General features: G+C 71.7%; 21 protein-coding genes and 1 riboswitch. Of the genes, 4 read left to right on the top strand and 17 right to left on the bottom strand.

The window, feature by feature from the left end:
* Window positions 1-160 precede the first annotated feature (160 nt).
* Window positions 161-571 (top strand): helix-turn-helix domain-containing protein, encoded by a 411-nt coding sequence (locus FV242_RS08820; protein WP_147905999.1) that lies wholly within the window; start codon window positions 161-163, stop codon window positions 569-571.
* Between the two features lie 87 nt (window positions 572-658).
* Here the strand turns inward: FV242_RS08820 and FV242_RS08815 are convergent, their stop codons facing one another.
* The 4 genes from FV242_RS08815 to cbiE are packed head-to-tail and all read right to left on the bottom strand — an operon-like array spanning window position 659 to window position 4369.
* Window positions 659-1978, bottom strand: coding sequence for a cobyrinate a,c-diamide synthase (locus tag FV242_RS08815; protein ID WP_147938664.1), 1320 nt, complete (start codon window positions 1976-1978; stop codon window positions 659-661).
* Entirely contained in the window at window positions 1975-2751 is a 777-nt protein-coding gene (cobM, locus tag FV242_RS08810; RefSeq protein WP_147938663.1) for a precorrin-4 C(11)-methyltransferase, read from the bottom strand. Before cobM ends, FV242_RS08815 begins: the two co-directional genes overlap by 4 nt.
* A complete protein-coding gene (locus FV242_RS08805; protein ID WP_246692203.1) occupies window positions 2748-3152 on the bottom strand; it encodes a cobalamin biosynthesis protein in 405 nt (134 codons plus the stop codon). The genes cobM and FV242_RS08805 overlap by 4 nt, the downstream gene beginning before the upstream one ends.
* Complete coding sequence (cbiE, locus tag FV242_RS08800; protein WP_147938662.1) at window positions 3149-4369, bottom strand: precorrin-6y C5,15-methyltransferase (decarboxylating) subunit CbiE; 1221 nt, start codon at window positions 4367-4369, stop codon at window positions 3149-3151. Before cbiE ends, FV242_RS08805 begins: the two co-directional genes overlap by 4 nt.
* Here cbiE and FV242_RS08795 point away from each other — a divergent pair.
* Window positions 4368-5165 (top strand): cobalt-precorrin-6A reductase, encoded by a 798-nt coding sequence (locus tag FV242_RS08795; RefSeq protein WP_246692646.1) that lies wholly within the window; start codon window positions 4368-4370, stop codon window positions 5163-5165. The two genes, cbiE and FV242_RS08795, sit on opposite strands and share 2 nt — an antisense overlap.
* Here the strand turns inward: FV242_RS08795 and cobJ are convergent.
* From cobJ to FV242_RS08750, 9 genes are all read right to left on the bottom strand, one after another.
* Complete coding sequence (gene cobJ, locus FV242_RS08790; protein ID WP_147905851.1) at window positions 5132-5893, bottom strand: precorrin-3B C(17)-methyltransferase; 762 nt, start codon at window positions 5891-5893, stop codon at window positions 5132-5134. The two genes, FV242_RS08795 and cobJ, sit on opposite strands and share 34 nt — an antisense overlap.
* Window positions 5890-6669, bottom strand: coding sequence for a precorrin-2 C(20)-methyltransferase (locus FV242_RS08785; RefSeq protein ID WP_147938661.1), 780 nt, complete (start codon window positions 6667-6669; stop codon window positions 5890-5892). Before FV242_RS08785 ends, cobJ begins: the two co-directional genes overlap by 4 nt.
* Window positions 6669-7349 (bottom strand): precorrin-8X methylmutase, encoded by a 681-nt coding sequence (locus FV242_RS08780; RefSeq protein WP_147905849.1) that lies wholly within the window; start codon window positions 7347-7349, stop codon window positions 6669-6671. Before FV242_RS08780 ends, FV242_RS08785 begins: the two co-directional genes overlap by 1 nt.
* The gene (gene cobG, locus FV242_RS08775) at window positions 7346-8707 is read right to left on the bottom strand and encodes a precorrin-3B synthase (protein WP_147938660.1); all 1362 of its coding nucleotides are present in this window, start codon (window positions 8705-8707) and stop codon (window positions 7346-7348) included. Before cobG ends, FV242_RS08780 begins: the two co-directional genes overlap by 4 nt.
* Complete coding sequence (cobN, locus tag FV242_RS08770) at window positions 8704-12180, bottom strand: cobaltochelatase subunit CobN (protein ID WP_147938659.1); 3477 nt, start codon at window positions 12178-12180, stop codon at window positions 8704-8706. The genes cobG and cobN overlap by 4 nt, the downstream gene beginning before the upstream one ends.
* Window positions 12181-12252: 72 nt before the next feature.
* The gene (gene cobW / locus FV242_RS08765) at window positions 12253-13287 is read right to left on the bottom strand and encodes a cobalamin biosynthesis protein CobW (RefSeq protein ID WP_147938658.1); all 1035 of its coding nucleotides are present in this window, start codon (window positions 13285-13287) and stop codon (window positions 12253-12255) included.
* Complete coding sequence (locus FV242_RS08760; protein WP_147938657.1) at window positions 13284-13682, bottom strand: DUF1636 domain-containing protein; 399 nt, start codon at window positions 13680-13682, stop codon at window positions 13284-13286. Before FV242_RS08760 ends, cobW begins: the two co-directional genes overlap by 4 nt.
* Before the next feature lie 7 nt (window positions 13683-13689).
* Window positions 13690-14439, bottom strand: a complete 750-nt coding sequence (locus tag FV242_RS08755; RefSeq protein ID WP_147938656.1) for a CbtA family protein — start codon at window positions 14437-14439, stop codon at window positions 13690-13692.
* 16 nt (window positions 14440-14455) lie between these two features.
* Complete coding sequence (locus FV242_RS08750) at window positions 14456-14638, bottom strand: CbtB domain-containing protein (RefSeq protein WP_147938655.1); 183 nt, start codon at window positions 14636-14638, stop codon at window positions 14456-14458.
* 33 nt (window positions 14639-14671) lie between these two features.
* Window positions 14672-14867: riboswitch (cobalamin riboswitch) on the bottom strand.
* A gap of 229 nt (window positions 14868-15096) precedes the next feature.
* On the opposite strand from FV242_RS08750, the gene FV242_RS08745 reads away from it, so the two are divergent.
* Window positions 15097-16119 carry a DUF4424 domain-containing protein gene (locus FV242_RS08745; RefSeq protein ID WP_246692645.1) on the top strand — a complete coding sequence of 341 codons (1023 nt, stop codon included), beginning with the start codon at window positions 15097-15099 and terminating at the stop codon, window positions 16117-16119.
* Between the two features lie 123 nt (window positions 16120-16242).
* Entirely contained in the window at window positions 16243-17598 is a 1356-nt protein-coding gene (locus tag FV242_RS08740) for a coagulation factor 5 8 type domain-containing protein (protein WP_147938654.1), read from the top strand.
* 3 nt (window positions 17599-17601) lie between these two features.
* On the opposite strand, the gene FV242_RS08735 is transcribed toward FV242_RS08740, so the two are convergent.
* The 4 genes from FV242_RS08735 to secG all read right to left on the bottom strand — a co-directional run bounded on the left by FV242_RS08735 (window position 17602) and on the right by secG (window position 21950).
* Window positions 17602-19173 carry a S10 family peptidase gene (locus tag FV242_RS08735; protein ID WP_147938703.1) on the bottom strand — a complete coding sequence of 524 codons (1572 nt, stop codon included), beginning with the start codon at window positions 19171-19173 and terminating at the stop codon, window positions 17602-17604.
* A 2-nt stretch (window positions 19174-19175) separates the two neighbouring features.
* Window positions 19176-19628 (bottom strand): DNA polymerase III subunit chi, encoded by a 453-nt coding sequence (locus FV242_RS08730; protein WP_147905841.1) that lies wholly within the window; start codon window positions 19626-19628, stop codon window positions 19176-19178.
* Window positions 19629-19692: 64 nt separating this feature from the next.
* Window positions 19693-21321 carry a CTP synthase gene (locus FV242_RS08725; protein WP_147905840.1) on the bottom strand — a complete coding sequence of 543 codons (1629 nt, stop codon included), beginning with the start codon at window positions 21319-21321 and terminating at the stop codon, window positions 19693-19695.
* 227 nt (window positions 21322-21548) lie between these two features.
* Complete coding sequence (gene secG / locus FV242_RS08720; RefSeq protein ID WP_147905839.1) at window positions 21549-21950, bottom strand: preprotein translocase subunit SecG; 402 nt, start codon at window positions 21948-21950, stop codon at window positions 21549-21551.
* Window positions 21951-22038 lie beyond the last annotated feature (88 nt).

Below are 22038 nucleotides of genomic sequence, written 5' to 3'. Positions count from 1 at the left end.
AATGCATTCGGTTGCTGCTCTAGCGTGCGGCACCGCACGTTAGGTATAGGCGCGTTATGAGATTGAGGGTCGGACGGTGAAGCGGCGCGATGGCGAGGCGAGAACACCGGATCCGCAAGGGGACGCTGTTCAAAGCGCGGACAAGGACGTGACCAGTCAGATCATGCCGAAGCAGACCACCGACGTCGATCGTCTGGTCGGTATTCGCATCACCGCGCTGCGGAAGGCCCGCGGCCTCAGCCAGACCGCGCTCGGCAACGCCGTCGGCGTCACGTTCCAGCAGGTTCAGAAATACGAGAAGGGCCAGAACCGGGTCGGTGCGGGCCGGCTGCGCGAGATCGCGCGCCTGCTCGAGGTGCCGGTGTCGGCGTTTTTCGAAGAGAGCGAGCCCCGCGAGAACGCCCAGGAGGACGTGTTCGGCTTCCTCAGCGCCCACGGGGCGATCGAGTTGCTGCGCGCCTACGCGCTGATCGAGGACGAGCAGATGCGCCGCGACGTCCTCGCGCTGGTCCGGAGCGCCGCGCGGCTGGCGCAGGCCCGCACCGCACCGCCCGCAGCCGATCCGGTCTGAACGGTTTCGACCGGGGCGGTCCCGTACACATCACGCAATCAAATCGATCGCGTTTCGGCCGCGACGATCCCGCACGCTGAGTGCCTCTTAAAGCTCCTCGGCCGCGATGAGGTGGAAGAAGCTTCCGCCCACCAGGCCCACCCGGTGCCCGGCCAAGCCTTGATCCGTGCCTTCCGCATCGGTGACGCGGGCAAGGGCGTCCGCCTCCGCGGCGGAGGGTGACAGCTCGCTGGCATAGTGGAACTCGTGGCCCACGATCCGGGCGCCGCGGTGGCCCAGCGGACCGTCGCTGCTGAGGCGGGCGACACGATAGCCGAGATGCAGCTTGCGCTTGCGGTACGAGGTGGCGACCGGCAGCAGCCCCGCCATGGCGTGGGTGTTGCCATCCGCATCCTCGAGCGTCCGACCCAGGACCATGTAGCCGCCGCACTCCCCGTGGACCGGCCGTGTCGCCGCGAAGGCGCGCAGGCCGTCGAGGAAGCGGGTCGCGGCAGCGAGTTGCCCGGCATGCAATTCCGGATACCCGCCGGGCAGCCAGCAGGCGTCGCACGCTTCCGGCGGCGCTTCGTCGGCGAGGGGTGAGAACGGGACGATCTCGGCCCCGGCCAGCTGCCATCCGGCTTCGAGATGCGGGTAAAGGAAGCTGAACGCCGCGTCCCGGGCCACCGCGATCCGTTGCCCGGGCGGTCGCGGCAGCACGCCCACCGACGACGGAGCTCTGCCGCCGGCGCAGGCGATCACGGCATCGAGGTCGATACCCGCCTCGGCCAGGTCGGCGAGCCGGTCGAGCCGCGCCTCCAGGTCGGCGGTCTCGCCCGCCTGGACGAGGCCGAGGTGCCGCTCGGGCAGGACCAGCTCGGTATCGCGCATCAGGGCGCCGAGCACCGGAAGCCCGACGCGCTCCAGGCCGGCCTCCACGAGCCGGCGGTGGCGGGCGCTCGCAACCTTGTTGAGGATCACCCCGGCTATACGGATTCGCGGGTCGTAGAGCGTGCAGCCGAGCGCCACGGCGGCGGCCGATTGCGCCGCGCCGGACACGTCGATCACCAGTACCACCGGCCAGCCGAAGCGGGCTGCGATGTCGGCGTTTGCCCCGGTCCGGTTCTCCGCGGCCCGGACCCCATCGAACAGGCCCATGGAGCCCTCGGCGACCACGATATCGGCCCGCGCGGCCGTCTCGCCCGCCAGCGCGTCGAGGAGCCCGGGCGCCATGGCGAAGCTGTCGAGGTTGAAGCTCGGCTGGCCGGTCGCCGCCCGGTGGAAGGCGGGATCGATGTAGTCCGGCCCGCATTTGGCACCGCGGACACGCAGGCCCCGCCGGGTCAGCGCGCGCATCAGCGCGAGGGTGACGGTGGTCTTGCCCGAGCTCGAGCGCGGGGCGGCCACCAGCAGGCCGGGGGCGCTCATACCGCGCCCCCCACGGTCCCGCCCGGCCTGTAGCGCCGGTCGTAATCGGGGGCGTAGAGCGCGCTTTCCCGGAAGTCGGTTGCGCCGAGCGCCGGCCCGACGAGGATCAGGGCGGTGCGTTCGAGACCGGCCTCCGCCACGAGGGCGGGGAGCCCGGCGAGGTCGCCGGTCAGCGCCCGCTCATCCGGCCACGAGGCGCGGAACACCACCGCCGCCGGGCAGGACGCGCCGTAGAATGGGATCAGCTCGGCCGCGACCTTCTCGATCACATGGATCGAGAGATGCACCGCCAGCGTCGCCCCGGTCGCCGCGAAGGCGGCAAGCGTCTCGCGCTCCGGCATAGCGCTCGCCCGGCCCGAGGTGCGGGTCAGCACGACGGATTGCGATACGCCCGGCACCGTCAGCTCCCGGCGCAGCATCGCGGCGGCGGCCGCGAAGGCCGGGACGCCCGGCGTCACCGTGTAGGCGATGCCGAGCCGGTCGAGCCGGCGCATCTGCTCGGCGAGCGCGCTCCAGATCGACAGATCGCCCGAATGCAGCCGCGCCACGTCGCGCCCGCCCGCATTCGCGGTCTCGATCTCAGCCATGATCGCGTCGAGATCGAGGGGTGCGGTGTCGACGATGCGGGCGCCTGGCGGGCACCAGCCCAAAATCTCGGGCGCCACCAGCGATCCGGCGTAGAGGCAGACCGGGCAGGCGGCGATACGGTCGCGCCCGCGCACAGTGATCAGGTCGGCAGCGCCGGGTCCGGCGCCGATGAAGTGGACGGTCATGGGTGCCGAGCGGTCTGGTGCGGGATCGCGAGGGCGCAGGTTGCGCCGGCGCTGGCGATGCGGGGAAGGGCGAGGCGGCTCTCGGAACCCGCCGCCGCCAGGGCGGCCGCCTCGGCCAGCGAGCCGACGCCGCGCAGGCGCTCGATCCGGGCCGAGCGCGTGACGACTTTTGGGTCGCAGGCTTCCAGGGCTGCCGGTTCGACCGGCCAGGGCGAAAGACCGAACGCCGCTGCCGCCGCGCAGATAGACGGTTCCGCGGCCCTGTCTGACGCCGTAGCGATGGCCGTCAGATCGGTCCGGGCGGCACCGACGGCACCGAGGGCGCGGGCGATGAGCGCGGCGATCTCGTCGGCGCCGGTGCCGCGCCGGAACCCGATCCCGGCTACGAGCGGGTCGGTCATGGCTTGGTCCAGGCCCATTGGGTCACCGGCATCGCGGGACGCCAGCCGTGCATCCCCCCCACCGGGCTCGCCCGATCGACCGCGAAGCGCCGCAGGCTTCCGCCATGTTGGGCGAAGGCCGCGAGCAGCGCCGCCTCGCCCTGGATCGTGACCGCGTTGGCCACGCAGCGCCCGCCCGGCCGGAGGGAACCGAGCGTATCCGCCAGAACCCCCGCCTCGGAAACGCCGCCGCCGATAAAGACCGCGTCCGGGGCGGCTAAACGGGCTAGGGCTGCCGGGGCTGCGCCTGTGACCACCGACAGGTCCGGAACCCCGAGGGCCTGAGCATTCCGGAGGATCCGCTCGGCCCGGTCCGGCCGAGCCTCGATGGCGGTGGCGCGCAGGCTCGGATGGCGCAGCATCCACTCGATCGCGATGGATCCCGCCCCGGCCCCGACATCCCAGAGATGCTGGCCCGGATGCGGCTGCAGAGCCGCCAGCGTCAGGGCGCGGATCTCGGCCTTGGTCAGCTGCCCGTCATTCTCGAACAGCCCGTCGTCGAGGCCGGGCGCCAGCGGTAGGGCCTGTCCTGCGCCTGCCACCGCGATGGCCACGGTGTTGAGCGGGTCGATCGTACCGAGGTCGAAGCCATCGGCCCGGCCCTCGCGGACCCGCTCGCGCGGGCCGCCCATCGCCTCCAGCACCGTCATGGTCGAGGCGCCGAAGCCGCGCTCGGTGAGCAGCCCCGCCAGCGCCGACGGTGTGGTGCCGTCCCAGGACAAGACCAGGAGCCGGGCCCCTGGCTGGATGTGGGGCACTATCCGCGCCAGAGCCCGCCCGTGCAGGGTGACGAGACCACATTCGGCCAGCGGCCAGCCGAGCCGCGCGCAGGCGAGACTGAAGGCGGAGGGCTGCGGGAAGGCGCGGATTTCGGTGGGTGGCACCAGCTGGGCAATCTCGGCGCCGATGCCGTAGTGGAACGGGTCGCCGGTCGCGAGGATGCAGGTCGGCCGTCCACGCCGGGCCAGGATCTCCGGATAGGCGTCGTGGATCGGGCTCGGCCAGGTCCGGGTCTCGGCGTCGAGGGGGGCGGCCAGGGCGAGGTGGCGCCGCCCGCCATACACGACCTGCGCGGCATCGAGCGCCGCGGCAGCCGCTGGCGCGAGGCCCGAGCGTCCATCCTCGCCGATGCCGACGATCGATAGCCAGCGGTGGCTCGACAGGGCATCAGCGCTCATGGACAAGACCCCCATGAACCGCGGTGCGATGCGAATCCTGATCCTCGGCGGCACCGGCGAGGCGAGCGCCTTGGCCCGGGCGCTGGCCGACCGGAACGCGTACGCCGTAACGCTGTCGCTGGCCGGCCGGACCGCGGCCCCGAAGGCCGAGCCGGTGCCGACCCGGATCGGCGGGTTCGGTGGCGCCGTGGGCCTCGCCGATTATCTGCGCGCGGGGGCTATCGATCGCCTGATCGACGCGACGCACCCGTTCGCGGCGACCATCTCGGCCAACGCCGCCGCCGCCGCGGAGGTCGCAGGGGTGCCGCTGCTGGCGATCCGCCGGCCGGGCTGGCGCCGCGAGGCGGGCGACCTCTGGACCGAGGTGGCGACCATGGAACAGGCGGTCGCGGCCCTCGGGCCGGCGCCCCGGCGCGTGTTCCTGACGATCGGCCGTCAGGAGGCCGGCGCCTTCGCGGTGGCGCCGCAGCACAGTTATCTGGCCCGGAGCGTCGAGCCGCTCGGGTCGGCTCTGCCCGTGCCGGACCTCACGGCCATCGAGGCGCGGGGCCCGTTCGACGCGACGGCCGAGGCCGCGCTGATGCACGCCACCGGCACCGAGATCCTGGTCAGCAAGAATTCCGGCGGTGCGGCGACCTACGGCAAGATCGCGGCGGCGCGCAGCCTCGCGATCCCGGTGGTGATGGTGCGCCGGCCGGAGAAGCCGGACGTGCCGAGCGTCCCCGACGCCGCGGGCGCTCTGCGCTGGCTCGAGACCGGCATTCATGCCGGGCCCGCGACCTTGCGCGACGTGTAGACGAACGGCACGCCGCCGGACCGTGGGATCAGCCGCGTGGTGGAGGCGCCGAGGATCACCATCGTGGCCATGTCGGCCGGTACGGCATGCGCTTCGGCCAGCGTCGAGACCCGGATCGCCTCGTCCGGCCGGCTGATCGCGCGGGCGAACATCACCGGCGTCTCGGGCGCCCGGATCCCGGCGGCGAGATCGAAGGCGGCGCCGAGCTGCCAGGGCCGGGCGGCCGAGATCGGGTTGTAGAGCGCGATCACGAAGTCGGCGCGCAGCACCGCGTCGAGCCGGGCGGTCACCACCGGCCAGGGCTTCAGGTTATCCGAAAGCGACAGGGCGCAGAAATCGCCGCCCAGCGGCGCGCCGAGCCGGGCGGCGGCGGCCAGCATCGCGGTGATCCCCGGCTCGACCGTGATGGTCAGGTCGCGCCATCCGGGCTCGCCGTGCTCCACCGCCTCGAACACGGCCGAGGCCATGGCAAAAACGCCCGGATCGCCGCCGGACACCACCGCCACCCGCCTCCCGGAGGCGGCAAGCTGCAGGGCGTGGCGGGCGCGGTCCACTTCGACGCGGTTGTCGCTGGCGTGACGGATGAGGTCCGGGCGCTCGGGCACGCGCGCCACGTAGGGAAAGTAGCCGATCAGATCCTGCGCGGCGTCGAGGGCCCGGCGGGCGGACTCGGTCAGCAACCCGGGATCCCCGGGGCCGAGGCCGACCACCGTGACGCTGCCGCTCACGGCCGACGCCCCTCGCCGGGCAGGAGGACCATCGAGAAGTAGGGCGCCTCGTCGTCGGCCTTGTCGGCGAGCATCACCACGCGCTCGCCCGCCATGGTGCCGCGCTCGACATAGACGGCCCGGTTCAGCAGCCCTGCGGCGGTGAGCGCAGCCCGCACCTTCGGCAAGTGCCGGCCGAGCTTCATCAATACGGCGGCGTCGGTGCCGCGCAGGCGCTCGGTGAGCGCGTCCAGCGGCAGCGTGGCCGGCAGGACCGTGAGGATGTCGTCGCCCCAGGTGATCGGCGTGCCGGCCCGGGTCCAGCAGCCCGACATGCCGGTGACGCCCGGCACCACCTCCACGGGGAAGCGGTCCTTGAGGCGCCGCCACAGGTGCATGAACGAACCGTAGAAGAACGGGTCGCCCTCCGACAGGATCGCGACGTCGCGCCCGGCGCCGAGATGGTCGGCGAGCTGGCCGGCTGCGTCGTCGTAGAAGGCGGCCAGCGCCGCCACGTAATCCGGGTGCTCCGGGTGGATCTCGGTGGTGTAGGGGTAGGCGAGGGGCATCTCGCGGGCGGGGTCGCGCAGGATCGCGTCCGCGATGGTGCGGGCATTGCCGCGCCGGCCACGCTTGCAGAAATGCACCAGCACCGGCGCGCGCATCAGAATGCGCTGCGCCTTCACGGTGAGCAGTTCCGGGTCGCCCGGGCCCATGCCGACCCCGTAGAGGGTGCCGGTCACGGCCATCGCGGGGATCTCCTCGACGGGGGCTTCGACGCGCTCGAACCCGTCCATCACTCGACCTCGCTGGCGAGCGCGTTGACCGCCGCCGCGGTCATCGCGCTGCCGCCGCGCCGGCCGTGGACAACCACGAACGGCACCCGGCCGTCCCGGGCCAGGGCATCTTTCGATTCGGCCGCGCCGACGAAGCCCACCGGGATGCCGATCACGGCGGCCGGGGGCGGCACGCCGGCGTCGAGCAGTTCGAGCAGGCGGAACAGGGCGGTGGGGGCGTTGCCGACCGCGACGATGCTGCCCGGCAGGTGCTCCCGCCACAGTTCCATGGCGGCGGCCGAGCGGGTGGTGCCCAGGCTCTTGGCGAGGTCCGGCACGCGCGGATCGCCCAGCGTGCAGATCACCGCGTTCTTGGCGGGCAGCCGCGTCCGGGTGACGCCGTCGGCGACCATCCGGACATCGCACAGGATCGGGGCGCCGGCCTGGAGCGCCGCGACCCCCGCCTCGGCGAACCCATCCGACATCTCCACGTCTACCGGGAGGTCGGTCATGCCGCAGGCATGGATCATCCGGACGACGACGCGCTCGGCCGCACCCGACCAGCGCGCGAGGTCGGCCTCGGCCCGGATCATCGCGAAGGAGCGGGCGTAGATCGCCGCACCGTCACGGATATAGTCGTACCGGGAGGCCGCCTCCGGCTCCGAACCTGCCTGGCGCAGGGCGTTCTGGCTCGCGCTCATGCCGGTCTCTCGTACCTCCCAAATTCCGTCACGGTGTTCCCCGGCGCGAAGGCGGCGGCGAGCCCGACGGTCTTGGCCCTTCCTAACCGCTCCATCACCGCCTCGATAGGGAGGTGCATCGCCGGCTCATCGCCCGGCGCGCCGCCGATGACGGCGCCGTAGAGCCCATCCCGGCCGACCAGGGTCAGGTCGGCCGGGCCCGGCCGGGCGCAGCCCTTGGCACAGCCGGAGACGTGGGCCACGCGGCCCTCCAGGCCGAGTGGCGCGAATATCGTCGCGAGAAGCGCGGCATCCACGAGCGTCGGCGTCGATCCGGAGGCGCAGGCCGGCGCGCCCGTACAGGCGGCGACGCTGCGCCGCGGATCATCGGGGGCGATGATGAAGGTTCGGGCCAGAGCGGTGAGATCGGCGGCGGACGGATCCTGACGCGGCAGCAACACGAAGCCGCGAGCCGGGGACAAGCGGATCTCCCCGGCGCCGAGGCGAGCGGCAAGGTCCACGAGGTGGTCGAGGGCAGCGGCTGTGCAGCGACCGAACGGCGCATCCACGGCGAGCATTGATTGGCCCGGCGCCAAAGATGTGACGCCTGTCAGCGGCGAGAAAGGCGCTCCCTGCGGAAAGACGCTACCGCACCCGCTCTCCCGCATGGGAGGGGGGACTTGCACCTGCATCGCGAGCCGAACGGCATTCTCCACCGCGCCGAACTCATCGGGCGACAGATCGCGCATCCGCCGCCGGCCGGTCCGGGCGAAGGCGTTCAGCAGCGCTGCGACCGCCGCCGGTGCCTCCTCCCGGGTACAGGCGACGAGATCGTGAAGACCGTGCTCCGTGGCGACCGCAATCCCGACATCGCCGGCGGCACAGGGGAACATACGGACATCGCCCTCAGGCACCTCCGCACCCAGGCGCCCTTCGACCACCACCAGCGTCTTGGCCGGCAACCCCGCCACCGCGAGTCCCGCCGCCTCCACGGCACGCGCAAGGGCCGGCACATCGAACGTTTCCGCGGTATCGCGGCCGGCGAGCGGGCTGGTGAGCGTCAGCCGCTGCGGACCGCCATCGCTGCGCGCGTCGCCGAGGCCGGCGGTTTCCAGCAGCCGGGCGAGCGGCGTGCGCGTCGCCTCGGACACGCCGCGGATCTGGAGGTTGGCGCGGGCGGTGAGGTCGAGATGGCCATTGCCGAAGCGACGCGCGCCGTCGGCTACGGCGTGTGCTTGCGCCAGGGTCAGGATCCCGAGGGGTGGATGCACCCGGGCGAGCAGGCCGTCGCCGGTGGGCATCGGGCGGCTGAGCCCCGGGCACCAGCCCCGGCGCGCGGGCGCCTGGGGCAGAACCCTGCGATGGGTGGAGGCGCTCATTCGGCGGCCTCCGGCATCAGCGCGTCGGCCGGCAGCGCGTTGCGCCGGCTGTGCCACAGGCCACGGTCGCGGGCCTCGTCGAACCGCTCCAGGATCGCCCGGGTCGCGGCTGGGTTGGCGGCACGCAGGCGGTCGAAGACGTCGGCATCGGCAATCCAGGCCGCGTAGAGGCGGTCGAAGCCGGCATCGGTCACGGCGTCGCTCGCTGCGGCCAGCACGAACACGGCGTCGAGGCCCTGGGCCAATTCCTGCGCGCCGCGGTAACCGTGGCGGAGCTGGCCCGCGATCCAGCGGGCGTCTGCCAGGCGGCCACCGATCAGCCGGGCTGCATCCTCCCGGGCGGTGCGGGCCTTTGGGCGGTCGGGAACAGAGACGTCGAGGCTGTACAAGGTGGGGCTGGCGCCCTGGAGCGTGGCGGCGGCCGCGAACCCGCCCATGGCGTCCACCGCGGCATCGCCGTCGAACAGGTCGCGCTCGGCCACGTCGAAGGCGTGCAGATAGGCGTCCGCCGCCGCGATCCGGGCGCCGAACTCCGCGTCCGGCCCCTCGCGGTCGCCGTAGGCGTGGCTGCTGGCCGCGAGGTAAGCCCGTCCGAGATCGGCCCGGACGTCCCAGGCGGCGTCGAGGGCGGTGGCGGCCGTGCCGGCGCCGTAGCGACCCGGTGCCGCGCCGTAGACCCGGGCGGTCGTCTCACCACGGCGGCGCGCGCCGGCCAGGGGATTCTCACAATCCTCCTCGTCCCGTTCGGCCACCGCACGGGCGGCGCGATCGAGCAGCGCCAGCGTATCCGGGAAGGTGTCGCGGAACGCGCCCGAGACGCGGACCGTCACGTCGATGCGCGGCCGGTCGAGCATCGCCAGCGGCAGCACCTCGAAGCCGGTGACCCGTGTGCTGGCATGGTCCCAGACCGGCCGGACGCCCATCAGCGCCAGGGCGTGGGCGACGTCCTCGCCTCCGGTGCGCAGGGTCGGCGACGCCCAGAGATCCATGACGATCCGGGCCGGGTACTCGCCCTCGTCCTGGAGGTAGCGCGTCACCACGGAGGCGGCGGCCTTCTCGCCCAGCAGCGCAGCGGCGCGGCTCGGGATCGCCCGCGGGTCGAGGGTCGCGAGGTTGCGCCCGGTGGGCAGCACGTCGGCACGGCCGCGGGACGGCGAGCCCGAGGGGCCCGGGGGCACGAAGCGGCCGTCCAGCGCCGCCAGAAGGCCAGCCCGCTCACCGGCGGCGCTCGCCAGGACCGTCTCCCGTGCATCGGCCGGGGCGCGTCCGAAGACGTGAAGCCCGTCGCGGAACGTCGTCTCGCCAAGATCGCAGAGATGGGCGTCGAGGCGGGTGAGCGCCTCGTCCATGGGCGTGTCCGGCCCGATCCCGGCGCCCGACAGCAGCCCCGCGGCGTCCGCATCGTCAAGGATCGCGGTGGCGATCAGTCCGGCCCGGCGCGGATCGAGCACGCTGGCGGCGGAATACTCCTCCACCAGCTCGCGCAGGCGCGCGGCCTCCGGCGAGAGGGCGTGCACCTCGGTATCGGGGGTGAGATGGCCGAGGGCGATCCCGCCCAACCGGCGCTTGAGCGGCGCGGCCTCGCCCGGATCGTCGACGATGAACGGGTAGATGACCGGCAATCCGCCGACGCAGAGCGCTGGGAAGCAATCCGGCGAGAGCGCCACCGCCTTGCCTGGCAGCCACTCGGTGGTGCCATGGGTTCCGAGCTGCACCAGCGCGTCGAAACGCTGCCGGAGCCCGAGGTGGAACGCCAAGTAGGCGTGGGTCGGGACGCGCTCCGGATCGTGGTAGCCGGTCTTCCGATCCGGGTCGCGGCCGCGGTCGGGTTGGAGGAAGAGCGCGATGTGTCCGCCCGCCATCCCAAAGGCGTCGGTGTTCGCACCCCGGCCCGCGAAACATGCGACGTGCTCCCCCTCCCGCACGGGAGAGGGGACCGGCGATGCGATCGGCCGCGCGCGTATCCGGTCGGCTGCGGTGAGCGGAGGGGCAGCCGCATCCGCCGTGACCATCCGGAACCGGAAAAGACCACCGCGGCACGTCGGGTCGTCCGCTGGCTCGCCCCAGGCAGCCGTCAGCGCTTCACGCTGCGCCGCCGGCAATCCGGCGAGCCAAGCGACATAATCCCCCAGCGGTACCGCGAAGCCCGCCTCGCCCTCGGTGAGCGCCTGCATCAGTGCAGCCGGCTCGGGCGGCAAACCGGTCGCGTAACCCGACCCGGCAAGATCAGAGAAAATCGCGCGGGCGCTTTCGGGCGTGTCGAGGCCGACCGCGAAGCCGGCCCGGCCGCCACGGGCGGGATAATCGGACAGGACGACGGCCACCCGCCGCTCGGCCCGGGGGAGGGCGGCGAGACGCAGCCAACCCGCCGCCCGTTCGGCCAAGGCTTCGATGCCGGCCGGATACGGAACCGCCCGGCGCTCGGCGAAGCCGGCGACCTCGGCGGCCTCTTCCTTGAACGAGATCGGAAAGCCGGAGAGTCGGCCATCGAATTCCGGCAGGGCGACCTGCATCGCGAGGTCCGCAGCCCCGAGGCCGCGCGCCGAGGCTTCCCAGGCCGCCTGGGGCGAGCCGACCGTGTAGGCCTGAAGCACCGGGCAATCGGCGCCGTCGAGGACGAAATCGATCCCGTCCTCCCGCGCCGAGAAGGCGGTGGCGGCGATCACCAGATCCGGTTTGCGGGCGCGCACGGCCTCGGCCACCGCCCGGGCCGCCTCCGGCTCCTTCAGGCTCGACACCGCCATCGCCAAGACGCCGATCCCGCGGGCGCGCAGGGCCGCGACCAGGGTGACGAACGGCGCGGTGTCGCCGCCCAGCACCGCGGAGCGGTAGACCAGGAGCAGGGCCAAGGGCGCCTTGGTTGCCCGCATGTCGGCCAGCGGCACTGCGGTCTCGGCCGCCGCGACGGCGACACCCAGGGGCAGCGCGCCACAGCCCGGGCACCAGGGAAACCCCCGCGGCAGCGGCTGAGGCGGCTCGACCGTGCCTCCCGCGCCGACCCGGACGGCCAGGAGGCGCAGCATCCGCCGCAGGTTCTCCGGGCCGCCGGCGCGAAAATAGCGGTCGAGCCGCTCGGCCAGATCCGGGTCGGTGGAGAAGCCGGCAAGGCGCGGGTCCGGCCGGTCGTCGCCCGGCAGCACCGCCAGCACGACACCGTGCGCCCGCGCCGCGGCGGCACAGCGCTCGATGCCGTAGCGCCAGTAATCCAACCCGCCGAGGCAGCGGATCACGACGAGCTTCGCGCGGGCGACCACGCGCTCGACGTAGAGATCCACCGACATCGGGTGCCGGAGCTTGGCGAGCTTTGCGAGCCGCAGGCTCGGCAGCCCGGGCTCGCCGGCATGGGCCTGCCCGATGCCCGCGAGGTCGCTGTCGGTGAACGAGAGCACGACGAGGTCGCCCGGCTCCTGCCCGAGATCCACCGCCGCCTCGCCCTCGTCGAGGGAGACCGTATCGATGCGGACGAGATGCATGGCGCGCTTCCTAGGCCCCGCCAGATCGGGCGCGCGCGCAGAGTCTCAGCAAGGGAGCGCGCGCGATCGCGATCATCCCGCGAGCGCCGCGGCGACGGCGCCCTGGTCGAAGCCCTTCAGGCCGATCACCACCAGGCGACCGTCCCGGTTCTCGCCCGCCCGCCAGGGCCGGTCGAAATGGTGGGCCACGCGCCGGCCGACGCCCTGCACCACGAGGCGCATGGCCTTGCCCTCGACCTCGGCGAAGCCCTTGATCCGCAGCACACCCGCGGCCTCGGCAGCCTTCTCGACGCGGGCCGCGAGGTTGCCGGCCGTGACGGCCGGGCGGATCGGCAGGGCTACGGTCTCGAAGTCGTCGTGGTCGTGGTCCTCGCCGTCGCCGTGATGCGAGGGGCGGGCGTCGAGGTCGTCCTCGGCCGCGGCGCCGAGCCCGAGCAGCACCAGCGGGTCGATGGCGCCGTTCTCGGTCTCCACCACCTTCACGGCGCGGGGCAGGTGAGCCTCGACCTCGGCGCGAACCCGGGCGCGGGTCTCGGCGTCGAGCAGGTCGGACTTGTTGAGCACGACGAGGTCGGCACAGAGGAGCTGGTCCTCGAACACCTCCTCCAGCGGGTTGTCGTGGTCGACCGCCGTGTCGGCGGCGCGCTGGGCGGCCAGGGCCTCGGGATCCTCCGCGAAGGCGCCCGCGGCCACGGCCGGCCCGTCCACCACGGCGACGACGCCGTCGACGGTGACCCGCGAGCGGATGGCCGGCCACTGGAACGCCTGGACCAGCGGCTTCGGCAGGGCGAGGCCGGAGGTCTCGATCAGGATGTGCTCCGGCGGCTCGGCGCGACCGAGCAGGCTCTCGAGCGCCGGCACGAAGTCGTCGGCGACCGTGCAGCAGATGCAGCCGTTCGGCAGCTCCACGATGGAGTCCTCGGTGCAGCCCTCGACGCCGCAGGCGGCCAGGAACGACTTGTCGAAGCCGACATCACCGAACTCGTTGACCAGGATCGCCAGGCGGCGGCCCTTGGCGTTCTCGATGACGTGGCGGACCAGCGTCGTCTTGCCGGCCCCCAGGAAGCCGGTGACGATGGTGCAGGGGATCTTGGTCACGATGGTCATTCCGCAGCCTCCAAGGTGCCGGCCGGAAGCGGGCGGGGATCGGGAAAGGGCGGGATGCGGGCGATCACGCCGGTCTTGAATGCGGCAGGGCGCTCCCGCCAGGGCACGATGCCGTCCGGCGTCGCCGCGTAAGCGGCCAGCCCGTCCAGGATGGTCGCCGCCGACTCGGACGGGTCCATATCGCCGTAGACGTAGGTCCAGCGGGTCTCGGACACGACCGCCACGGAACAGGGCCGCTTGCACACCGACAGGCACTCGACCCCCTCGATCCGCAGCTGCCCGGACGTGTTGCGCGCGCGCAGGGCCTCGAGCAGGCGCGCGCCGGCCCGGGGCCCGTCCGGATCGTCGCCCGGGCGGCGACAGGTCGTACAAACGTAAAGGACGGTCTCAGGCATGACGGCCTCAGGCATGCACCGTCCCGCGTGCGTTTCCACGGCCGAAAGCCTGCCAGGCCCAGCCGAAGCCGAGGCCGATCAGCATCCAGAAGACGAAGCTGATCGCCAGCGAGCGCGCCACGAACTGCGCCGCGAGTGCCGCGGGAAGCTCCGAGGACACCTCCGCAGCCTGCGGCGCACCGGCGACGTGCGGCGCCACGATCAGCACGAGGCCGCCCAGGATCGCGATCAGCGAGCGCCGGACCGTGATCAGGTACAGGCCCATCCCGGTGGCGGCGGCGGTCATCACCCACCAGGCCTGACGGGCGGCGAGCGGTGCCGCCTCGCTGCCCGGCAATTCCGGCGGCAATCCCAGGCCCGGGGCCAGAGCGACGCTGGCGAAGCCCGCGATCGCGAACGCGACACCGACCTGCCGCGTCGGCTCACGGCCGCAGGCCAAGATCACCGCACCGAGCAGGAGGGCGTAGCCGACCCCGCCCACGAGCGTCGCCAGAGCGGTGAAGGCCATCCGGGGCAACCCCTCGCCGGGCTGCCACTCGGGTGCGGCGTCCGGTGTGCCATGATCGTGCCCCGCATGAGCCAGCACGACCTGAGCCGACATGATCGGGAGCCTGCGCTCGGCCTGGTGCGTCTGCTTGGTCTCATAGCGCTCGGCCGCCACGATCAGCGGCGACGTCAGCGTCAACTCGAGGCCGGTCACGACGGCGGCCGCGAGGAAGCCGGCGGCCAGGGCCGCCGACAGAAGCCGGATGATCATCCCTGCGCCAGGGGCGTCAGTGGCAGGGGAAGTTCTGGGTATGCCGGAAATCGTGCGCGGCGTTGTGCAGCGCGATCGCCGGCGAGAAGCCCGCCATGAACAGGAGGCCGAGGCCCAGGAAGGCCGCGAGCGCGACGGCAACCGGACGCTCTCCGGCGCGGGTGCCGGTGGCGATGGGGGCGAGGGTCGAGGTGGTCATCAACATGTCTCCAACCGCCCCACCGGCGGCATTGCGGGATCTCATCGTGACGGCAGGTCTCCTGGCTCGCGGCTCGGCGCGCCTGCCGCCTTCCCGGATCGCTCCGGTGGCCTACTGGCAGACGCTCGCCGCTCACAGTTGCGGGGGCAGCCGCGGTTTCGAGGTTCGTACCCCTCACCGCATTCCCTTTTCACCCCGTCTCCGGGGCACCGTCACGCCATCGTTGTAGACGCATGACAGCTCTCGCACAACGGAGGCCCGGCGGAATCGTTTCGGACTCTTGGGGTACGGCACGGATATGCGGGTCGGGCGGTGGCCGTGAGTGTCGAAACGCATCGGCGGGACGGACTTCGACGCGTCGCGACCGCCGTCGGCGCTTGGCCCGCGGCACCGGCGCCGTGTAACGGCCGGCGTGGACGATTCCGGCCCATGTCCGATTCTCGAACCCTTGAGCGTTGATGTCGATGCGTACCTTGTCGCTGGCCCTCGTCGTCCTGGCGGCCACGTCCCTTCCGGTCCGGTCCGACGACAGCACCGCCGCGCTCATCGCCGGGGGGCTCGTCCTGGAAAAGGCCGACACGATCGCCCTCGCGGCCGAGGATCTGTACCTCTCCGAGCAGGCCGTGCAGATCGACTATCGGTTCCGCAACCTGACCGATTCCGACATCGTGACCACGATCGCGTTCCCAATGCCCGACATCACCGGCGACTCCGAGATGCTGGTTTCGCTCCCCGATCCGGCGCACGACAACTTCCTGAAGTTCCAGTCCGCGGTCGATGGCGAGCCTGTCGAATCGCAGGTCGAGCAGCGGGCGTTCCTGATGCGGAGCGATACACCGCCCGTGGAGATCACCGCTCGGCTCAAGGCGCTGGGGATCCCGCTCGTGCCAACCACCGCGGCGACGGAAGCGGCCCTGCGCCGCCTCGGCGAGCGCCAGCGGCGCGACCTGATCGCGGCCGGCATCCTGGAGCGGCAGGAGCACAAGGACGGGACGATCGCGGATGCCCCGCTCTGGACATTGAAGTCGAAATTCTGGCGCCGGCAGGTCTTTCCCGCCGGGCGCGAGATCGCGGTGCGCCAGAGCTACGTCCCGAGCCTCGGCGGTCTCGCGAGCCTGTCCTACGGCGGGCCGAACCTCGACCCGGCGCAGAAGGCGCACTACGCGACCCGATATTGCACGGACCCGACCTTCGAGCGGGTGGCCCAGGCCCTGTACCGGCGGTCGAGCGCCGACGGCAGCCGGGCGTTCCAGGCCTACGAACGGTCCCTCTCCCACGTGATCAGCTCCGGCGGCAACTGGGCTGGCCCGATCGGCCAGTTCAAGCTGGTCGTGGACAAGGGGGATCCTACGACCCTGGTCTCGTTCTGCGGGGCCAACGTGAAGAAGACCGGCCCGACGACCTTCGAGACGGTGATGAGGGACTTCGTCCCGCAGCGCGATATCGAGATCCTGCTGCTCAAGACCAAGACGGGAGAATGAATCGGTCGGGCGCCCTCGCGGTGCGCCCATGGGCTTGACGCGTCGGGTTCGATACGGGCACCGCCGGGCGCGCCCTCCGGCCCCGACCTCGGCGCGTTTGGTCCAGCCCGCCTCGGAGACACGATGGCCCCGGAAGACGCCCCGACATCCGCCCTCGTCGATCTCGCGTCCGGCCGCGCCCCGCAGCGCGTTGTCGAGGCGGATAGGACCTGGCTGGACCTCGACCTCGGCGGCCGCTTCCCGGTCCGGTCCGTTGTCGGGATCCCGTGCGGGGAGGGCGGTTCGGTCGCGGAGGGCGCCATCCTGTTCTCGCAGGACGGCGTGACGTGGTCCGCACCGGGCATCGCGTCCCGTCCGGTCGAGTCGGAGGCCGGCACGGTCGTCATTGAGGCCGACGAGCGCGCCTGGACGCGTTCCGTCCGCGTCGCGATGCCGGCCTCGATGCCGAACGTCACGGTCCGGGTCATGTGCGAGGAGGCGGCGTTCGACCTGATCGCCCTGCGGGCCATGCTGGGCCTCGACGTGACGCTCCTGAACGAGAAGCCCGGCGCCAACGCCTTCACCGCCTATACCCTGGAGAGCAATCCGGGTCGCACGAGCGGCGCCCTCGTGGGCGTGGCGGTGTTCCAGAACGGCGCCTTCGGCAACTGCTTGATCCAGTACATCATCGCCCTGTCGGTCGCGAAGGCGCTGAACCTGAAATACGTGGCGGTTCCGAAGTTCGACCGCAGCAAAGTCATCTTCCTGACCGAGCGGCTGACTTGTGACGGCATCACCTTCCTGCCTCCGGACGAGCCGCTGCCGACCGACGGGTACTTCCTGTCCGGCCTGTTCTTCGATCCGACGCAGTTCCAGCGGCAGGTGAGCCTCGACGCGCCGCCGGATTCACGGGCGATCATCCAGGGGATGATCCGCCCCCTGTTCAACGGCCTGCCGGCGACGGTCCCGCCCAAGCCCGACGACCAGCTCCTGATCCACATCCGCTCGGGCGACATCTTCAGCACCTGGGTCGACCCGCATTATCCCCAGCCGCCCTTCGCGTTCTACCGCATGGTGATCGACCGGCTGCTCGGCGAGGGCCGCATCCGCTCGATCAAGCTGGTCTTCGAGAACCGGCTGAACCCGGTGATCGCCGCGGTCGAGGCCTATGCGCAGGGTCTCGGATTGCCGGTGGAGACGCAGAGCGAGTCGCTGATCGCCGACGTCACGGCCTTGGTCAACGGCCGCTACCTCGTGTTCGGCCTGGGGACCTTCGGCCCGGCGATCTGCCACCTGTCCGAGCGGGTCGAGCAGGTCTTCTACTTCGCGTCCAACTGGCCGCAGATCTTCCGGGGTATTCCGTCGATCGACCGGGTCATCGAGGTCCGGGACTTGGAGGAGCGCTATATCAAGGTCGGCGCGTGGCAGAACACCGACGCGCAGCGCCGAATGATGATCGAGTACCCGGCCGAGGCGCTGGCCTTCGACGACGCCGCCTGAGGATCAGGGCTTGTCCTCACGGTGCTCGACGGGGTCCGCGGTCGCCCCGCGCGCCTGTACGGCATCCCGGTACAGGCGCTCGACGTCCCGCTTGAACGCGGCCCGGGAATCGTCCCGCGAGTAGAACATGTGGCCGCCGGGGTAGACCGCGAGGCTGACCCGCCCGGCGCCGTAGGCCGGCACCTGCGCGAGCAGGAGCTTCGAGGCGTAGTAGGGCGTCACGAGATCGGTGAAGCCGTGGGCGACCAGCACCCTGAGCCGGCCGTCCAGCGCCAGCACGCCCTTCAGGTTCGATAGCGCCTCCGGGGCCTGCCGGCCCGAGCCCCAGGTCCAACCGCGGTTCACGGCGTTGTTCAGCAGCTCGTAGCGCATGTTCGGCACCGGCCACTTCAACGTGCGCGCGTAGAGGTCGAGCATCGCGCTGGTCAGCGGCGCCTGGAGCGCAGTAAGCTGGGGATCCTCGAAGCCCGATTGTGCGGCGTCCGGGTTCGGGTCCCAGCCCGTGATGCCGGTGTCGTAGGCGCTGGTGACGCGCTGCTCCGCCCGGTCGAACTCGCGCTGAACGCTGCGGGTGGACAGGCGCGCCGCCTGCGCTTTCACGAAGGCTGCGTCGAACCCGGTGAAGGCCGCGACCTTGTCGGTCATGCGCGCAACGGCGGCCTTGTCGCCGGGGCCCTTGAGCAGGTCGGCGAGATAGGGGCCCACCGCGTAGGCCTCGGCATCGCCGAGCAAAGCCGGGCTCGGCGCCGTGCCGGCCCGTTCGAGGGCGCCGGCCGCCAGGGACGGCAGCTTCAGTACGTAGCCCCAGGGATTGGCCCGCGGCGTCTCGAGCCAGCCGAAATCCAGCACCGGCGACAGCAGCACCAGCCCGGACAGGCCGACACCGATATCCTCCTGCAGCTTCTCGGTGATCAGCGGCCCGCGGAAGCCACCGTAGCTCTCGCCGACGAAGAACTTCGGGCTCGCCATGCGGTCGTTGACCCGCAGGTAGCGGGCGATGACGGCCGCGAGCGTGGCGGCGTCGCTGTCGATGCTCCAGTAACTCTTGCCGTTTCCGTCCGCGGCCCGGCTGTAGCCGGTGCCCACCGGATCGATGAAGACGAGGTCGGTGAAGTCGAGCCAGGTGCCGTCGTTGGGCGTCAGCGCCACCGGTTGCGATGGGCTGATGCTGGCGCCGCCGGTGGGCAGGCGCCACGGCCCGATCGCCCCGATATTCAGGTAGGCGGACGCCGCCCCGGGGCCGCCGTTGACCGCGAAGGTGACGGGTCGCTGGCGTCCGGCCTCCGGGGCCATCGTGTAGGCGACGTAGGCCACCTCGGCCTGAAGCTTCCCGGCCTCGTCGACGAGCGGCAAGCTGCCGGCCGTGGCGGTGAAGTCGAGGGTCCGGCCGTCGGGGAGCGTCACGCTCTGGCGCGTGGTCGAATCCGGAGGAAGGCGCCGGCCCTCCGGCCCGCGAGGCGCTGGCTTGGCCTCCGCTTGAGGGCCGGGATGGTGTGCGTCCTGCGCGTGGAGTGGCAGCGGCGCCGTCAGGATGAGGACGAGCGCGGTATGCGCGAGACGTTTGCGGAGGAGCACGGTCAAGCCTTCTTGTTCCAGCGGCCCGAATCGTCCTGCTGCCAGTAGGCGACGGTATGGCCCGCCTCCTTGGCCTGGCGCCACTGCTCGCGGGCGCGCAGCAGGGCGTCCTGGTCGGTCCCGTCGAACAGGATGCAGATCCGTTCGTAGCTCTCTGCGTCCGGCGGCAGGTCGGCGCCCTCCACCAAAAATCGGATGGAGGCGGTGTTGGGGTTCACGTCGCGCAAGGTGAGTACCACCGGCTGCCCGGCCGCGTCGGGATCACGGTCGGTGCCGTGGGGCAGAAAGCTCTCGTCGGAATAGGTCCATAGGTGGTCGTCGAGGGCTTGAAGCCGCTCCTCGGTGGCCGCCTGGATCGCGGCCTGCCAGCCCCGGCCGAGCGAGCGCTCGACGAGGTTCGGCAGCACCTTCTCCAGGGGCTGGCGCTGCATGTGGTAGAACAGGATCTCGGTCACGATCCGACCGATATAGGGTTCGGGGCCCAGGCGCGAGCAGCGGCGCGGAGCCGCGCCCCGGCGCTCAGACCAGCCGGCTCTGCTCGATCGCCGCGCCGACGAACCCCTTGAACAGCGGGTGCGGCTCGAACGGGCGAGACTTCAGCTCCGGGTGGAACTGCACGCCGATGAACCACGGGTGCCCGACATGCTCGACGGTCTCGGGCAGGAGCCCGTCCGGCGAGAGGCCGGAGAAGCGCAGGCCCTTCGCCTCCAGCCGCTCGCGGTAGGCCATGTTGACCTCGTAGCGGTGGCGGTGCCGCTCCGAGATCCGCTCCGACCCGTAGATCTTGGCGATCTTCGAATCGGGGTCGAGCTGTGCGTCGTAGGCCCCGAGCCGCATTGTGCCGCCGAGATCGCCGACCGCCGCGCGGCGCTCCAGCTCGTTGCCGCGCAGCCACTCGGTCAGCAGACCGACCACCGGTTCGGAGGTCTCGCCGAACTCGGTGGAGTTGGCGTTCGGCACCCCGGCCAGCGAGCGGGCGGCCTCGATCACCGCCATCTGCATGCCGAAGCAGATCCCGAAATACGGGATGCGCTTCTCGCGGGCATAGCGGGCCGCCCGGATCTTGCCCTCTGCCCCGCGCTGGCCGAAGCCGCCGGGCACCAGGATGCCGTTCAGGCCTTCGAGGAACGGCGCGGGATCCTCGCGCTCGAACACCTCGGCCTCGATCCATTCGAGGTTGACCTTCACCCGGTGGCTGATGCCGCCGTGGATCAGAGCCTCGGTGAGCGACTTGTAGGCGTCCTTTAGCCCTGTGTACTTGCCCACGATGGCGATGGAGACCTCGCCCTCGGGGTTGCGCACCCGGTCGGAGATGGTGGTCCAGCGGCCGAGATCCGGCTCCTCGCCGTGCTCCAGGCCGAAATGGCCGAGCACCTCCCGGTCGAGCCCGGCCTTCCGGTAGGAAAGCGGCACCTCGTAGATCGAGGCCACGTCGAGCGCCTCGATCACCGCGGTCTCGCGGACGTTGCAGAACAACGCGAGCTTGCGCCGCTCCTCGATCGGGATCGGCCGGTCGCAACGGCAGAGCAGGATGTCGGGCTGGATGCCGATCGAGCGCAGCTCCTTCACGGAGTGCTGGGTCGGCTTGGTCTTCAATTCGCCCGCCGACGGGATGTAGGGCAGCAGCGTCAGGTGGACGTACGCACAGGTGCCGCGGGGCAGTTCCTGGCCGAGCTGGCGGATCGCCTCGAAGAACGGCAGCCCCTCGATGTCGCCGACCGTGCCGCCGATCTCGACCAGCACGAAGTCGAACGTGTCGTTGCCGTCGAGGACGAAATCCTTGATCGCGTTGGTGACGTGCGGAATCACCTGGATGGTGGCGCCGAGATAGTCGCCGCGCCGCTCCTTGGCGATGATGTCCTGGTAGATCCGGCCGGTGGTGATGTTGTCGGCCCGGCTCGCCGGCACGCCGGTAAAGCGCTCGTAATGGCCAAGATCCAGGTCGGTCTCGGCGCCGTCGTCGGTGACGAACACCTCGCCGTGCTGGGTCGGGCTCATCGTGCCCGGATCGACGTTCAGGTAGGGGTCGAGCTTGCGCATCCGCACCCGGTAACCCCGGGCCTGGAGTACGGCGGCCAGCGCCGCCGAGGCGAGTCCCTTACCGAGGGAGGAAACCACGCCGCCGGTGATGAAAACGTACCGCGTCATGGGCCTCGGTCCATACAGAAAGCGCTGGCCTTTGCCAAACGGCAAGCCTGCCGGCGATGGAATGGTTGGGGATCAGGCGGGCAACGGGAACGGCCCGCCAGGGCGGACCGGAGCTGAGCCGAATCGTCGGCCCACGCTCATCCGCCGCCTGACCTCTTGCGGCTCACGGGGCCGGTTGTCACGCGCGTCCAGTGCCGACCCGGTATCCGTTTCGGCCATGCGCCGCGTCAGCGCGACTGCGGCGCCTCGGGCACGGCCGGCTGGGCCGGCGCGGTCGCGGGGGCCCGGTCCTGCTGCTGGCGCAGGGTGTCGAGCAGGTTGTCGGCTCCGGTCGGCTGCTTGGCCGGCTGGCCGGCGGGCGAGGACGCGCCGGTGTCGAGGATCGACTTCGGCGCCGCCGAACGGTGCGACATCACGGCGAGCAGCATGCTGGTGGCGAAGAACAGGGCGGCCAGGATCGCAGTCGCGCGGGTCAGGGCGTTGGCCTGGCCGCGGCCGGTCATGAAGCCGGCGACGCCACCCCCGCCGCCACCGCCGAGCCCGAGGCCGCCCTCAGAACGCTGCAGCAGCACGACGCCGATTAGCGCGAGCACGATGATGAGGTGGACGACGATCAGGACGGTCTGCATCGGTGTTCCGGAATCTGGTTCGGCTTCGCGCGCCGGTCCCGAGGAGGCGATCCGGCGACGGGCGGCCGGTGCCAGGCGTTCGAGGAGC

It is taken from the genome of Methylobacterium sp. WL64, from assembly GCF_008039945.1.
Lineage (GTDB): Bacteria > Pseudomonadota > Alphaproteobacteria > Rhizobiales > Beijerinckiaceae > Methylobacterium.
This window is presented reverse-complemented; position numbering and strand designations above follow the sequence as displayed.